At 60.2% G+C, this 15,091-nt stretch carries 9 protein-coding genes and 1 tRNA gene; 5 read left to right on the forward strand and 5 right to left on the reverse strand.

The window, feature by feature from the left end; genetic code table 11:
- Window positions 1-99: 99 nt before the first annotated feature.
- From DWZ54_RS09570 to DWZ54_RS09580, 3 genes are read left to right on the forward strand one after another with little or no spacing between them, the layout of a single operon-like run.
- On the forward strand, window positions 100-1,608 hold the full coding sequence (locus DWZ54_RS09570; protein ID WP_158573646.1) for a DUF3375 domain-containing protein: 1,509 nt from the start codon (window positions 100-102) through the stop codon (window positions 1,606-1,608).
- Complete coding sequence (locus DWZ54_RS09575) at window positions 1,608-2,294, forward strand: DUF4194 domain-containing protein (RefSeq protein ID WP_118475858.1); 687 nt, start codon at window positions 1,608-1,610, stop codon at window positions 2,292-2,294. Before DWZ54_RS09570 ends, DWZ54_RS09575 begins: the two co-directional genes overlap by 1 nt.
- Window positions 2,291-5,674 (forward strand): ATP-binding protein, encoded by a 3,384-nt coding sequence (locus tag DWZ54_RS09580; protein WP_118475860.1) that lies wholly within the window; start codon window positions 2,291-2,293, stop codon window positions 5,672-5,674. The genes DWZ54_RS09575 and DWZ54_RS09580 overlap by 4 nt, the downstream gene beginning before the upstream one ends.
- Window positions 5,675-5,744: 70 nt before the next feature.
- Here DWZ54_RS09580 and DWZ54_RS09585 read toward each other — a convergent pair whose 3' ends face one another.
- Entirely contained in the window at window positions 5,745-7,427 is a 1,683-nt protein-coding gene (locus DWZ54_RS09585) for an alpha-glucosidase (RefSeq protein ID WP_118475862.1), read from the reverse strand.
- A 214-nt stretch (window positions 7,428-7,641) separates the two neighbouring features.
- On the opposite strand from DWZ54_RS09585, the gene DWZ54_RS09590 reads away from it, so the two are divergent.
- Window positions 7,642-8,538: a 5'-nucleotidase, lipoprotein e(P4) family gene (locus DWZ54_RS09590; RefSeq protein WP_199663334.1), complete on the forward strand. Its 897-nt coding sequence runs from the start codon at window positions 7,642-7,644 to the stop codon at window positions 8,536-8,538.
- Between the two features lie 174 nt (window positions 8,539-8,712).
- Here DWZ54_RS09590 and DWZ54_RS09595 read toward each other — a convergent pair.
- From DWZ54_RS09595 to DWZ54_RS09610, 4 genes are all read right to left on the reverse strand, one after another.
- A tRNA-Arg gene (locus tag DWZ54_RS09595) sits at window positions 8,713-8,787 on the reverse strand.
- A gap of 81 nt (window positions 8,788-8,868) precedes the next feature.
- The gene (locus DWZ54_RS09600; RefSeq protein WP_118475864.1) at window positions 8,869-9,090 is read right to left on the reverse strand and encodes a hypothetical protein; all 222 of its coding nucleotides are present in this window, start codon (window positions 9,088-9,090) and stop codon (window positions 8,869-8,871) included.
- 183 nt (window positions 9,091-9,273) lie between these two features.
- Window positions 9,274-10,464 (reverse strand): aminotransferase class I/II-fold pyridoxal phosphate-dependent enzyme, encoded by a 1,191-nt coding sequence (locus tag DWZ54_RS09605; RefSeq protein ID WP_118475866.1) that lies wholly within the window; start codon window positions 10,462-10,464, stop codon window positions 9,274-9,276.
- Window positions 10,461-10,940 (reverse strand): Lrp/AsnC family transcriptional regulator, encoded by a 480-nt coding sequence (locus tag DWZ54_RS09610; RefSeq protein WP_118015293.1) that lies wholly within the window; start codon window positions 10,938-10,940, stop codon window positions 10,461-10,463. The genes DWZ54_RS09605 and DWZ54_RS09610 overlap by 4 nt, the downstream gene beginning before the upstream one ends.
- A 323-nt stretch (window positions 10,941-11,263) precedes the next feature.
- On the opposite strand from DWZ54_RS09610, the gene DWZ54_RS09615 reads away from it, so the two are divergent.
- On the forward strand, window positions 11,264-15,040 hold the full coding sequence (locus DWZ54_RS09615; RefSeq protein WP_118475868.1) for a phosphoribosylformylglycinamidine synthase: 3,777 nt from the start codon (window positions 11,264-11,266) through the stop codon (window positions 15,038-15,040).
- Window positions 15,041-15,091 lie beyond the last annotated feature (51 nt).

Below are 15,091 nucleotides of genomic sequence, written 5' to 3' on the forward strand. Positions count from 1 at the left end.
CGTTTTCTTTTATTATACCGTTTAGACTTTTTTGTGTATAATAGAAGATATGTGATTTTGAGCAATAATCCTGCCGAGAGGCAGGTTCGGGAGGGAAACGTGTTGAACGAAGAGCGGGCGGATATGGGCTTTGCGGCCTTGAAGGAATTGCGGGCCAAAAGCCCTGCCTGGCGGCTGCTGGCGGCAGAACACGGGCCGCTGGCCGCGGCCTTCTTTTATGAGGTCTTTCTGCAAAAGAGAACGCGGGCTTTGCCCGAGGAGAAGCTGCTCGATGCGCTGACCAGCTTCCTTTATGAGACGGGAGCCGCGGGAAATACGGCGGAACTTGCGCGGCAGGCCGGCAGCCTGCTTCTGAGCTGGTCGGACGAGCAGCACCGCTGGCTGCGGCGCTTCTACGGTCCCGATAACGAAGTGCTCTACGATCTGACATCTGATGCCCAGAAAGCCGTGGAATGGCTCGCAGGGCTTCATCATCGCCCGTTCATCGGCACGGAATCGCGGCTGCGCACGGTCTTCTCGCTGCTGCATGAGGTGGAGCGCGAGACGGACCGGGATCCGCAGCACCGCATGGACTGGCTGCGCCGGCAGAAGGATGCCATCGAGCGGGAGATGGCGGCGATTGAGGCGAGCGGCAGGGTGGAGCCTGCGCTCAGCGCTGTCCAGGTCAAGGAACGCTTCCTGCAGGCCGTGCAGACTTCTGAGGGACTGCTCGCCGATTTTCGCGAGGTCGAGGAGAATTTCCGCCTGCTCGAGCACCGGCTCATGACGGACGTCATGACCTGGAAACAGGGCAAGGGCGATCTGCTCGAGGAGATTTTCGCGCAGCGCGATGTCATCCGTCAGTCGGAGCAGGGGCAGAGTTTTGAGGCGTTCTGGCGCTTTCTCATGACGGGATTCAAGCAGGAGGATTTCCGCGCAACGCTTGCCCATCTCGAGGAGGTGCCGGAGCTTTGCTCACTGCTCAAAGAACATCCGCTCGGCGAGATGATGCAGGACTGGCTGCGCGCGGCGGCTGCCGTGGAGCAGACGGTGGGAGCGCTTGACAAGCAGATTCGCCGCTTCGTCGATGAACACACCTTGCAGGAGGAACGGTACATCTATGAGCTCATCGGCCGCATCGAGCAGCGGGCAGCAAAGCTTCCGGAGGTGCCGAACGGCCCGTTCACGGCCATCGACGGCATGGCACCTTCCATCTCTCTGCCGATGGACCGGCGCATGTTCGTCCTGCCTAAGCGCACGCGGCTGCGCGATCAGGATCTCATCGAGGGGGTGGCCGATGGCCCCGTGACGGCACTGCTGCGGGAACGCCCGATTGACCGCCGGCGCCTGCAGGCGCAGATTGACGGCATGCTGGAGCAGCAGGAAACGGTGACGCTCGGCGAGGTGATCCGCTCTCATCCGCTCGAGCAGGGACTTGGCGAACTGCTCGCCTATCTCGTCATCGCGAGCCGCCGCGAAGGCAGCGAGGTGCGGGAGGATGAGTGGCAGGACATCCTCTACTGCAGGGATGGCCGGGATGTGGCTGCGCGCTGCGAGACGATTGTCTTTCACCGGAAACGGCCGGATGGCCGCCATCATCATGCCGCAAGGAAAGGAGAACACGCTTAATGGGAATCGAAAATCGGGATGACAGGACGGTCTGGGAAGATACGGAACCGGAAGCTGGCGTGACTTCGTCGGGAGAAGCCGCGTTTTCTTCCGACAAAGAACAGGCAGCCGATGCCGCTCCGCTCGCGCGCGCGGCCATTGCGCTCCTGCGCGGCGTCGTCTTTCGCGATAAGGATGAGGCGCTCTGGCAGACGGTATGGAAAGAACGCGTGCGGCTCATGGATTACTTTCGCGTCATTGGCCTGCAGCTCTACGTCGATGAAGCCGATGAATACGCTTATCTGCGCCAGGACGAATCCTCGGGGCTGCCGCGCATCATGCCGCGTCATCCGCTGGGCTTCAGCCTCAGCATGATGCTCGTGACGCTGCGGAAGAAACTAGGAGAATTCGATGCAGCCCGCGGCGATGCGCGCCTCATCGTGACGCGCGACGATCTGGCACTCTCGCTGCGCCCGTATTTCCCGCCCGTGACGAATGAGACGCAGTTCCTCATGCGCGTTGACCGCGACATCCAGCAGGCCGTGCAGATGGGCTTTCTCGAGCCGGCTGGGGCGGAGGCGGCCTATGCCGTGCGCCCGCTCCTGCGCAGCTTCGTGACGGCGGAATGGCTGCGTGATTTTGAGGCGCGCCTTAAGGAATACGAGGCATACGGTCAGCAGGACGGTGGAGAGGAGGCCGGAAAATGAATTTATTTGATACGACGGGCGAGCTTCCGAAGCTCGGCTACCGCCTGCAGCGGCTCGAGGTCTATAACTGGGGAACGTTCGACCAGCGCGTCTGGTCGTTTGAACTCGGCGGCGAGGCTGCACTGCTCACAGGCGATGTCGGCTCCGGCAAGTCGACGCTCGTCGATGCCATACTGACGCTGCTCGTGCCGCCGCGCAAAGTCACGTACAACAAGGCGGCCGACGCCGATGCACGTGAACGCGACCTCGCGAGCTACGTGCTCGGCTATTATGCGCAGCGCCGGACCGAGGACGGCGGCGGACGCCCGCTGGCCCTGCGCGACCGCAGTCAGTACAGCGTCATCCTCGGAATTTTTGCCGATGAGAATTTCGGCAAGACGATGACGCTCGCGCAGGTCTTCTGGTTCCGCGATGAGAGCATCCGCTATCCGAGCCGTTTCTACGTGGCAGCCAATAAGGAGCTCCATATCTGCGATGCGTTCAGCAAGATTGGCCCGGATATGCGCCGCTTCAAGAAGGAGCTTTCCTCGCAGGAAGGCCTCGAGGTCTTCGATGACTATCCGGCCTATGCGCGCGTCTTTCGGCGCGCGTTCGGCCTTCATCAGGAACAGGCCATGGAGCTCTTCCAGCAGACCGTCTCGATGAAGAAGGTCGATTCGCTGACGGACTTCGTGCGCCAGAGCATGCTCGATGTGCCGGATACGGATGCCTATGTCGAGAACCTGCTGCACCATTACCACGACCTGGAGGCGGCGCATCAGTCTGTCCTGCAGGCGCGGAGTCAGCAGGAGCTCTTGAAGCCTCTGGTTGAGGACGGCATGGCCTACCGCCGCCTGCAGCGCCGCCGTCAGGAACTCATCGACATGCGCGAGGTGCTGCCGGCCTGGCTCGCGGGCATGGCCTGCGAGGCTCTCTCGAAGAAGGCGGAAAGCCTGCAGCAGGAGCAGGCCGCGCGCCAGCGGGAATTTGACGACGAACAGCGGCGTCAGGAGGCGCTTGAACAGGAATTCCTGACGGCAAGCCAGGCCCTTGCCCAGCATGGCGGGCAGCGCCTCAGCGAGCTCGTCGGCAGGATCAGGCTGGCGGAAGCAGCCCTCGCCGCGCGCGAGGAGGCTGCCGCCAAGTATGGCGAGGCCCTTTCGTCTGCCGGCGTGACCGGCTGCCGTCTCCCGCAGAGCCTGGAGGAATTCGCGGAAAACCGGGAGAAAATCACTGCCTTGCGTCAGGCTGCCGAGCAGCGCCTCGACGAGATCGGCGACGAGCGCGCCACGGCCCGCAGCAACGAGGTGGAGATGAAGAAGCGCGCGGAAACGCTCGCGACGGAGCTGACCTCTCTGCGCGGCCGTCAGTCGAACATCCCGCACGAGTACGTCAGGCTGCGCGAGCAGCTGGCGGAAAGCCTGAACCTCGCGCCGAGTGAGATGCCGTTCGTCGGCGAGCTCCTGGAGGTCCGCGAGGATGAACAGGAATGGGAAGGGGCGCTCGAGCGCCTGCTGCACAGCTTCGGCCTCTCGCTCATCGTGCCGCAGACGCATTACGGCGAGGTGGCCAACTGGCTCGAGCGCCATCCGCTGCACCTGAAGCTCGTCTACTACTGCGTCGATGAGCTTGTGCAGGAAAACTTGCCGGAGGTCCCTCAAGATGCAGCCTGCAGCAAGCTGAACCTTCGCGAAGATTCCCCGTATGCGAATTGGCTGCAGGCGGAACTTGCGCGCCGCTTTGCCCATACGTGTGTCGAGGAAATGAAGAAGTTCCGCCATGCGCGCTTCGCGTTGACGAAAGCCGGCCAGATCAAGACGGGCGGCCGCCGTCATGAGAAGGATGACCGCCGCGATATCGGCGACCGCAGCCGCTACATCCTGGGCTTCTCGAATCAGCGCAAGGTCCAGGCACTCGAAGCGGAGCAGCTCGACCTGCAGGAGGAGGAACGCTACTTCCATCAGGCGGCCCAGAAACTCAAGCGGGAAGAAAGGGACATCCAGGGGAAACTGCGCCAGTTTGACCGGCTCACGGCCGTGACGGACTTTGACGCAATTGATACGGAGCCGCTGCGAAAATCCCTCGGCGCCCTGCGAGAGGAACGCCGGCAGCTCGAACAGGGCAATGAGGATTACCGCCTGCAGCAGCAGCGCGTGCAGGACTTGCAGGAACGCCGCGCAGCTCAGCAGAAAAAGATGTATCTTCTGCGCGATGCCCTGACGCGCGGTGCGCAGAGCCTGCAGGACCTTTCCGGGCGCATGCAGGCGGCAAAGGCTAGCCGGGATGCCGTTCCCAGCACGAAGTGGCAGGTAATCTCGCCGCTGCTTGAGCGCGACCGGCCGGACAAAAGCGGCGACGCACAGTCTGGCAGGGATCTGCGCATGGCGTATGAAGCCTGGCTGAAAAAGCATCTGGAACGCGCTGATGAGGAGCTTGCCGCGCGCAGCAGCCGCATGGTCAGCCAGATGGCGCTGTTCCGGGAACGCTATCCGCAGGCAGGGCGTGACCTTGCCGTCACGCCGGAAGCCCTGCGCGATTACGAAGCCATCCTCGAGCGATTGCAGGCAGATGATCTGCCGCGCTTCGAGAGCCGTTTCCGCGCCTTGCTGCGGGAAAACACCATCAAGCAGATGACGCTCTTCCGGGCGCATCTCGAGGCGGCGGCCCGCGACATCGAGGAGCGCATCGCGCGCATCAACACCTCGCTTTACGACATTGACTACAATCCCGGACGCTACATCCAGATGGAATGCGTGCAGGCGGCTGACGAGCGCGTGCGTTCCTTCCGCATGGACCTGGCAGCCTGCACGGACGCGGAGTCAGAGCATCCGGACGAGGCTGCTGCCTATGGCGAGCAACAGTTCCAGAAGGTGTCGGCCATGGTGCAGCGCCTCGAGGGGCGTCCCGGCCACACGGGCGAAGATCTTGCCTGGCGCCGTCACGTCACCGACGTGCGCAACTGGTTTGCCTTCGCAGCAGCCGAGCACTGGCGTGAGGACGACAGTGAATACGAGCATTACACGGATTCGGGCGGCAAGTCCGGCGGGCAGAAGGAAAAGCTCGCCTACACGATCCTTGCGGCCAGCATCGTCTACAACTTCGGCATCGAGGGCAAGCATGCGGGCGAGCAGTCCTTCCGTTTCGTCGCCATCGACGAGGCCTTTCTCAAGAGTTCGGATGAGGCGGCGGCCTTTGGACTCGAGCTCTTCCGCAAGCTGGACCTCCAGCTGCTCGTGGTGACGCCTCTCCTGAAGCTTGCGACCATTGAGCCGTATGTGCGCCATGTGGGTTTCGTCTATTTCCATGATGATGAGCATCGTTCGTATCTGCAGAATCTCTCCATCGAGGAGCTGCGTGCGCAGCAGGATGATCCACAGCCAGCGAACAATAACGACGAATGATAAAAAATCCCGCTCCTGGGAACATGTCCTGGGAAGCGGGATTTTTACATCCTTTGCAGGATGAGGCGCATTATTTATCGGTGAGCACGACACGCGCTTCGTAAGGCTGCAGAATGCCAGCTTTATGGCTCGGGTAATTCGAGATGAGTTCCTCGCCCGGATTTTCGTCAAAGAGGCTGCAGGGAACCTCGTGCTCCGTCCAGTTGCAGGCGACTGTCAGGCGCTTGCCGTCGAGCTCGCGCGCGAAGGCGTAAATCGTCTCACTGTCCTCGAGCAGCGGCTCGAAGGTGCCATAGACGATGATGGGATGTGCATGGCGCAGCCGGATGAGCTTCTGGTAGTAGTAGAAGGTGGAATCCGGGTCCTTGAGCGCGGCTTCGGCGTTGATTTCCGTGTAATTTGGGTTGACGGCGAGCCAGGGCCTGCCTGTCGTGAAGCCGGCGCTGGCACTGGCATCCCACTGCATCGGCGTGCGCGCGTTGTCGCGGGCCACGGTATCGAAGCACTGGAGCATCGTCTCGGCCGATACCTTCTTCTGCTCGTCGACATACTGGTGCCAGGCATTAATTTCCTCGAGATCCTGGCAGTCTGCGAGCGAGTGGAATTTCATATTCGTCATGCCGAGTTCCTCGCCCTGGTAGATGTACGGCGTGCCTTTCTGCATGTGCAGACAGGTCGCGAGCATCTTGGCGGAGAGCACACGCCACTTGGGGCTGTCGTTGCCGAACATCGAGACGCAGCGCGGCTGGTCGTGATTGTCGAGATAGAGTGAGTTCCAGGCCTTGCCCTCAAGCTCCCGCTGCCATTTGTTGAGGATGGCACGGACCTTCGGCATCTGCGGCTTGCCCGTCGTCCACTTGTCGATGATGCTGCCCTTGCCGTTCTCCGGGCCGACATGCTCGAACTGGAAGACCATGCCGAGCTCTTTGCCGTCGCTGCGCGCGTACTTCTTGGCCTCATCAATCGTGACGCCGGCAGCTTCGCCGACGGTCAGCAGATCGTAATGGGAGAGCACGCGGCGGTTCATCTCCTGCAGGTATTCATGGACGCGCGGCCCATTGCAGACGTGCGGCGAAAGGTCGCCGTAGCCGTCCGCCTTGACGGGGCCGTCCGGGAAGGACTGGTCCTTCGAGATCATCGAGATGACATCCATGCGGAAGCCGTCGATGCCTTTCTCGCACCACCAAGTCATCATGTCGAAGACGGCATCGCGGACCTTGGGGTTCTCCCAATTGAGGTCGGGCTGTTTCTTCGAGAAACAGTGCAGGTAATACTGATCCGTTGCCTCATCGTACTGCCAGGCCGGGCCGCTGAAGTACGACTCCCAGTTGTTCGGTGCGCCGCCGTTCCTGCCATCCTTCCAGATGTAGAAATCGCGGTACGGATTCTCGCGGGACTTGCGGCTCTCGACGAACCAGGCATGCTCATCGGACGTATGGTTGACGACGAGATCCATGACGAGTTTGATGCCGGCCTCGTGTGCCGTCTTGAGCAAGGTGTCGAAATCCTCCATCGTGCCGAAATCGTCCATGATGGCCCGGTAATCGGAGATGTCATAGCCGTTGTCGTCGTTCGGGGACTGATAAATCGGGGAGAGCCAGATGACGTTGACCCCGAGCTTCCGGAGATAGGGGATGCGGTGCGTGATGCCCGCCAGATCGCCGATGCCATCTCCGTTGGAATCCTGGAAGCTGCGCGGATAGATTTGATAGATGACGGCCTCTTTCCACCAGGCCTTCTGTTCATTTGCCATAAAAAAACCTCCTGCCAAATCTTGATGTTTCTTATTTCGTTTCTTCCAGCGGTGATTCCTACCCGAAACCGGTACAAAAAAAGGACATAAGTCCGAAGTTTTTTGGTCATATGTCCTTTTATCTTTATATTTTAAGACTTATAATAATATTGTTTATTGAAAACGAGAGAGATTCTTGGAGCATCGCTCCGAGAGAGAAAATGGAGGAATGACGATGACGTTCATGAGCAAGAAGAAGAGCCTGCTGGTTGCTGCCGCTTTGGGGATTTCGCTGATCACGGGTGCACCGCAGACGACGTTTGCCGCAGAAGCACAGGCTTACACGCAGCAGGATCTCAACGCCGAACTGACGATGGCCGCTGCCTGGATGCAGAACTCGGCCGAATACCGCGAGCTCTGCTATCAGGCATACAATGCCGCTCTTGACCAGGTCGTGCGCGCCGTGGCTCATCACAAGGCTGGCGACAAGCCGCTGGCCATCGTGCTCGATGCCGACGAGACGGTTCTTGACAACAGCGCCTTTGAGGCTGGCCTCATCGGCACGGACAATGCCTACACCAACAAGAACTGGGATGCCTGGTGCGCTGCCGCCAAAGCCACGGCCATGCCGGGTGCCGCAGAGTTCCTGCAGTCGGTTGACAAGCTCGGCGTCGACATCTTCTATGTCACGAACCGCAGCATGAAGACGCAGTATGATGGCTCGGCCAAGAACATGAAGGCCGTCGGCTTCCCGCAGATCGACCGCGAGCACATGCTCTTCAAGACGGATACGAGCAACAAGCAGCCGCGTTACGATGCGGTCAGCCAGAAATACGATGTCGTCGTCTACCTCGGCGACAATGCAGGCGATCTGCCAATCGGCACGTACCACAAGGGCCAGAAGGAGCGCAATGCTCTCGTTGACCAGCACAAGGCAGAGTTTGGGCATCGCTTCATCGCCCTGCCGAACCCGACGTACGGCGATTGGGAGCCGGCGCTTAAGCAGGATGGCAAATTCGGCGATTACTGGAAACTGACGCCGGAGGAGAAGAGCAAGGTCCGCAACGAGGCCATGCGCAAGTGGCAGCCGGAAGGAACGAAAACGGCTGATGCCGCTCAGGCTGCCAAATAACGGGCGGACAAACGTATAACACCATATGGATGAACAGGGGACGTTCCGGCACGCATATATGTGCCGGGAACGTCCCCTGTTCTTTTCTGTGCATAAAAAAATTCCCGACACATCGTGTCGGGAATCCTGCTGCAGGTCACGCAGCCTTTGCTGAAACCTGTTGTTGTCATATAGTGGTGCGCTCGGGCAGAGTCGAACTGCCGCTTTCGGCTCCGGAGGCCAACGTCCTATCCACTGGACTACGAGCGCATATGTCCGGAACAGGAAATAGTATACCATGAACGGTATGCTTTGTCAACGATACGGCAGCCGGCAGCCCTTCAGAGACGGTCAGGGATCGGTGCGGAAGCCGTTGCCCTCGATGAAATTGCAGACGCGGTCGGTGAGCGACGCGAGCACGAGATAACAGACGACACTGACGGCGAAGAAGAGGACCGGTACCGCGATGCATATGAGCGTGAGCTCCAGGATGTGATAATCCACGCGGACGCGGATGTATTCCGAAAGAAATGCGGCAGCGACGATGAGCGCATAGCCCCTGGACCAATCCATGACAAACCTCCTGTAACAAAGCGATCAACTTACGAGATTGTTTCATTATATCACAGTGCGGTCGTTTGACAAGTGGACTGACAGGAAAATCCGGAAATGCGAAGAAGAAAACGGCAGAAATACAAAAACAGGCCCCGTCATGCGCGTAAACGCAGGTCGGGGCCTGTTGAGATGCCGTCATTTTTATCGTTTGGGATGGTTCTTGAGGAAGTTCTCGATGCGCGCGAGGGCTTCGGAAATCTTGTCGATGGACGTCGCGTAGGAGCAGCGCACATGACCTTCGCCGCAGGCGCCGAACGCGGAACCCGGGATCAGAGCGACGTGTTCGCTCTTCAGGAGTTCCTCGGCAAATTCCTCGGAGGTGTAGCCCGTGCTCGTGATGCTCGGGAAGATGTAGAAGGCACCTTTCGGTTCGAAGCAGGAGAGGCCCATCTTCGTGAAGCCGTCGTAGATGAGGTGACGGCGGCGGTCGTATTCCGCGACCATCTTCTGCATGTACTTTTTGCCGTGGCGCAGGGCCTCGATGGCGGCAATCTGAGCCGTGATCGGCGCGCAGAGCATCGTGTACTGGTGGATCTTCGTCATCGCGCTGATGATGGTCGGATTGCTCATCGCATAGCCGATGCGCCAGCCCGTCATCGCGTATGCCTTCGAGAAGCCGTTCAGGAGGATCGTGCGCTCCTGCATGTCGGGCAGTGAGGAGAAGCAGACGTGTTCCTCGCCGCCGTACGTGAGGTCGCCGTAAATCTCGTCGGAAATGACGATGAGGTCATGCTTCTTCGCGAAGGCTGCAATGGCCATGAGATCCTCACGGCGCATGATGGCACCCGTCGGGTTGTTCGGATAGCCGATGAGCAGTACCTTCGTCCTGTCGGTGACGTGCTCCTTGAGCTCCTGCGGCGTGATGCGGAATTCGTTTTCAATCTTGGCGGGCACGGCCACGGGAACGCCGCCTGCAAGCGTCGTGCAGGCCTGGTACGAGACGTAGCAGGGCTCCGGAATCAGGACTTCGTCGCCGGGTGCGAGGATGGCGCGCATCGCAAGATCGAGTGCCTCGCTGACGCCGACGGTCACGAGGATATCGGTCCTGGCCTCATACGAGCAGTCGTACTCTTCCTTATAGTGCCTGGCGATCTCTTCGCGCAGCTCGGGCAGGCCGCGGTTGGCCGTGTACGAGGTATAGCCCTGTTCGAGGCCGTAGACGCAGCTTTCGCGGATGGACCATGGCGTCACGAAATCCGGCTCGCCGACGCCAAGGGAGATGACATCTTCCATCTGGGCGGCGATATCAAAGAATTTGCGGATGCCGGACGGTGCAATGGCATTGACGGCGGGGGAAAGGCGGTCATGCCAGTCAGAGCGGGTCTCAATCATGGCGTCACCACCAGTCTGCGGTCGCGTTCCTCATCGTTGATGATGACGCCGTCCTTCTTGTACGGCTTGAGCATGAAATGGCTGCGCGTCTGCGTCACACCCTCAATCGTGGCGAGGCGTGTCGCGACGAAATTGGCCACGTCCTTCAGCGATTTGCCCTCGATGATGACGAGCAGGTCGAAGCTGCCGCTCATGAGGTAGACCGTGCGGACCTCGTCGAAACGGTAGATGCGCTCGGCAATCGCGTCGAAGCCGACCTCGCGCTGCGGGGTCAGGTTGATCTCGATGATGGCCGTGACCGTATCCGTGCCGAATTTTTCCCAGTTGATCAGCGTGTTGTAGGACAGGATAATCTTGTCCTTCTCGAGCTTCTTGATGTCCTGCTCGACCTCGTATTCACTGCGGTGCAGCATGGATGCCAGCTCACTGACGGGGCGGCGCGCGTCATGTTCCAGGAGCTCTAGCAGTTCTTTCATGTTCCAGGCCCTCCTTTTGGTCAAATCACATGTAAAACAATTCATAGAAATTAGAACAATTATATCATAAGTGCAAGCAATAATAAAGCAAATGCTGATACTATCCACCAGAAGGAAACAAATGATGAATAACTGCTGGACAAGCGTCTCTTTGCGAAAAGATTGTGATGGCTTCTTGCATCTGCCAAATCTTTTCGGTACAATACGAATATAGAAGCAAATTTTCACGTCTGCACCCGTGGCAGCTCCTGCGGGCAAGATTGCAGTCGATCGCTTGTGAGGGAATTGGTTCATCTCGTTGTATTTGGAGGAAAGAAACACTCATGACGGTAAGAAGAATTTTCGTAGAAAAAAGACAGGGATTCGATATCGCAGCTCAGCAGCTCTGCGACGACCTCAAGGAGACCTTCCATCTCGAAGGCCTGCAGTCGGTGCGGATCATCAAGCGCTACGATATGGAAGGTCTCAGCGAGGAAGAGTATGAGCAGGTCAAGTTCGTCGTCTTCGCCGAAGCTCCGGTAGACCAGGTCTACGAGGAGACGCTGCCGGATTTCCCGCAGTCCCGCGTATTTGCCGTCGAGTACCTGCCAGGCCAGTATGACCAGACAGCCGACTCGGCCGCCCAGTGCGTCCAGCTCGTCACGCAGAAGGAACGCCCGGAAATCGCGACGGCCCGCGTCATCGTGCTGACGGGCGAGGTCAGCGATGCCGACTTTGCCAAGATTAAGGATTACTGCATCAACGCCGTCGAGAGCCGCGAGGCCTCGCTCGAGAAGCCGGAATCCCTCGACATGGTGACGACGGAGCCGGCCGATGTCGAAGTCCTGAGCGAATTCAACGACCTCGATGAAACCGGTTTGCACGCTTTCATGGATGCGCGCGGCTTTGCCATGAGCTTTGAGGACCTTAAGTTCTGCCAGACGTATTTCCGCGACACGGAGCACCGCGCCCCGACAATCACGGAGCTGCGCGTCATCGACACGTACTGGTCGGACCACTGCCGCCACACGACATTCACGACGGCCATCGACGACGTGAAGATCGAGGACGGCTATTTCACGCCGGCCATGAAGAAGGCGTATGACCAGTATATGAAAGACCGCAAAGACCTCTACGGTGAGGATACGGACCGCGCGGTCACGCTCATGGACATCGCTGTCATCGGCATGAAGGCACTGCGCAAGCAGGGCCTGCTCGAAGACCTCGATAAATCCGAGGAAATCAATGCCTGCAGCATTGAGATCAAGGCCGATATCGGCGGCAGGCAGGAAGACTGGCTCGTCATGTTCAAGAACGAGACGCACAACCATCCGACGGAAATCGAGCCGTTCGGCGGCGCGGCCACCTGCCTCGGCGGTGCCATCCGCGATCCGCTCTCCGGCCGTTCCTACGTCTATCAGGCCATGCGTGTGACGGGCGCTGCCGATCCGCGCCGCCCGTTCAGTGAGACGCTGCCGGGCAAGCTGCCGCAGAAGAAAATCACGCTCGGCGCCGCAGCCGGCTACAGCTCCTACGGCAATCAGATCGGCCTCGCGACGGGCCAGGTCCGCGAAGTCTACCACGAAGGCTACATGGCCAAGCGCATGGAAATCGGCGCCGTCATCGCGGCGGCACCGAAGGAGAACGTCGTGCGCGAGCGTCCGGCAGCCGGCGACATCATCGTGCTCGTCGGCGGCCGCACGGGCCGTGACGGCTGCGGCGGTGCAACGGGTTCCTCGAAGGAGCATACGGAAGAATCGCTGACGACCTGCGGCGCTGAGGTCCAGAAGGGCAATCCGCCGACGGAGCGCAAGATTCAGCGCCTCTTCCGCAACCCGAGCGTCTCGCGCATGATCAAGCGTTGCAACGACTTCGGTGCCGGCGGCGTTGCCGTTGCCATCGGCGAGCTCGCCGACGGCCTCGTCATCGACCTCGATGCCGTCAAGAAGAAATACAAGGGCCTCGACGGTACGGAACTGGCCATCTCCGAATCGCAGGAGCGCATGGCCGTCGTACTTGACCCGAAGGATGTCGAAGCCTTCCAGAAGTTCTCGGATGATGAGAACCTCGAGGCGACGCCGGTCGCCGTCGTCACCGAGAAACCGCGCCTCATCATGAAGTGGCGCGGCAAGGAAATCGTGCAGATGAACCGCGCCTTCCTTGACACGAACGGCGTGCGCCAGCACGTCACGGCTGTCATCGCCCAGCCGGATACGGCCAAGCGCTACCTTTTCGAGGTGCCCGCAGCCGTCGCTGCCTGCGACGACCTCGCGGCAGCCTGGCTCAAGAACCTGCAGGACCTCAACGTCTGCAGCCAGAAGGGTCTTGCCGAACGCTTTGACTCGACCATCGGCGGCAACAGCGTGCTGATGCCGTTCGGCGGCAAGACGCAGCTGACCCCGTCTGAAGGCATGGTCGCCAAACTGCCGGTGCTCGGCGCAGAGACGAACACGGCCACGGCCATGACGTTCGGCCTCAATCCGGCCTTCACGACCTGGAGCCCGTTCCACGGTGCCCTGTATTCCGTGGTCGAGGCTGCGGCCAAGATGGTTGCACTCGGCGGCGATGCCTCCAAGGTTCGCCTGACCTTCCAGGAATACTTCGAGAGCCTCGGCAAGGACCCTGCGAAGTGGGGCAATCCGTTTGCCGCACTCATCGGCGCCCTCTGGGCTCAGCACGAGATGGGCATCCCGGCCATCGGCGGCAAGGACTCCATGTCCGGCACCTTTGAGCACATCCACGTGCCGCCGACGCTCGCCGCCTTTGCTGTCGACGTCATGAAGGCCGACCATGCGCTCTCGCCGGAGTTCAAGCAGGCCGACAGCTGCGTCTACCTCGTGCCGGCGCCGAAGGATGAGCAGGATCTGCCGGTCTTCGCGAAACTCCGCGAGAACTTTGCGAGGATCCATGACCTCACGGCTGCAGGCAAGGTACTCTCCGCACAGAGCATCGGCGTGGGCGGCGTCGCCGCTGCCGTCACGAAGATGGCATTCGGCAATGAGATCGGCTTCACCTTTGCGAAGGACATGACGAAGGAAGAACTCTTCTGCGCCGATTACGGCACGATTTTGCTCGAAGTGGCCGCTGGCGTCGACGTGGAAGCTGCGCTTGCCGGCACGGGCGCTTATGTGCTCGGCCAGACGACGGCTGCGCAGGAAATCGTCTGCAACGGCACGACGGTTGCGCTGAGCGCCGCCGTCGAGGCCTACACAACGCCGCTTGAGAAGATTTTTCCGACGAACGTCCACAAACAGGCAAAATCGGAAGCCATCTTCACGCCGTACACGAAGGGCAATGTTCTCACGGGCGGCACGCACATCGCGCGTCCACGCGTCTTCATCCCGGTATTCCCCGGCACGAACTGCGAGTATGATTCGGCCCGCGCCTGGGAGCGTGCCGGCGCCGCTGCCGAGACGCTGATTGTCCGCAACCTGACGCCGGCCGCCGTTGAAGAAACGGTCGCAGCCATCGTCAAGGGCATCGAGCAGGCCAACATCATCATGCTGCCGGGCGGCTTCAGCGGCGGTGACGAACCGGACGGCTCCGGCAAATTCATCGCGGCGATGTTCCGCAATCCGCGCATCAAGGAAGAAGTCATGAACCTGCTCGAGAAGCGCGACGGCCTGATGCTCGGCATCTGCAACGGCTTCCAGGCACTCATCAAGCTCGGTCTCGTGCCGTACGGCGAGATCCGCGACCTCTCGCAGAATTCCCCGACGCTCACGCACAACACGCTCGGCCGTCACGTCTCCTGCATGGTCGAGACGCGCGTCGCCTCGAACCTCTCGCCGTGGTTCAACAACGTCTCGGTCGGCGATGTCCACTCGATTGCCGTTTCCCATGGCGAAGGCCGCTTCGTAGCCGATGAGGCCACCATCGAGCAGCTGCGTCGCAACGGCCAGATTGCGACGCAGTACGTCGATGCCGCCGGCAATCCGTCGATGGACATCCCGTTCAATCCGAACGGCTCCATCGATGCCATCGAGGGCATCACGAGCCCCGACGGCCGCGTGCTCGGCAAGATGGGCCATTCGGAGCGCATCGGCGCCGACATCGCAAAGAACGTTCCGGGTGCCAAGGACCAGCAGCTCTTCGAGGCCGGTGTCCGTTACTACAAATAAGTCGCACACGGCTTGCCGTGTCCATGCCATAAAGATGAATCATGCGGTCAG

Source organism: Mitsuokella sp. AF33-22 (assembly GCF_003475755.1).
In the GTDB taxonomy this organism is placed as follows: Bacteria; Bacillota; Negativicutes; order Selenomonadales; family Selenomonadaceae; genus Mitsuokella.

Coding starts and splice junctions, on each gene's coding strand:
- DWZ54_RS09610 (WP_118015293.1), bottom strand. CDS start 10,940: ATGAAAGAACTGCTAGAGCTCCTGGAACATGACGCGCGCCGCCCCGTC.
- DWZ54_RS09605 (WP_118475866.1), bottom strand. CDS start 10,464: ATGATTGAGACCCGCTCTGACTGGCATGACCGCCTTTCCCCCGCCGTC.
- DWZ54_RS09600 (WP_118475864.1), bottom strand. CDS start 9,090: ATGGATTGGTCCAGGGGCTATGCGCTCATCGTCGCTGCCGCATTTCTT.
- DWZ54_RS09585 (WP_118475862.1), bottom strand. CDS start 7,427: ATGGCAAATGAACAGAAGGCCTGGTGGAAAGAGGCCGTCATCTATCAA.
- DWZ54_RS09575 (WP_118475858.1), top strand. CDS start 1,608: ATGGGAATCGAAAATCGGGATGACAGGACGGTCTGGGAAGATACGGAA.
- DWZ54_RS09580 (WP_118475860.1), top strand. CDS start 2,291: ATGAATTTATTTGATACGACGGGCGAGCTTCCGAAGCTCGGCTACCGC.
- DWZ54_RS09590 (WP_199663334.1), top strand. CDS start 7,642: ATGACGTTCATGAGCAAGAAGAAGAGCCTGCTGGTTGCTGCCGCTTTG.
- DWZ54_RS09615 (WP_118475868.1), top strand. CDS start 11,264: ATGACGGTAAGAAGAATTTTCGTAGAAAAAAGACAGGGATTCGATATC.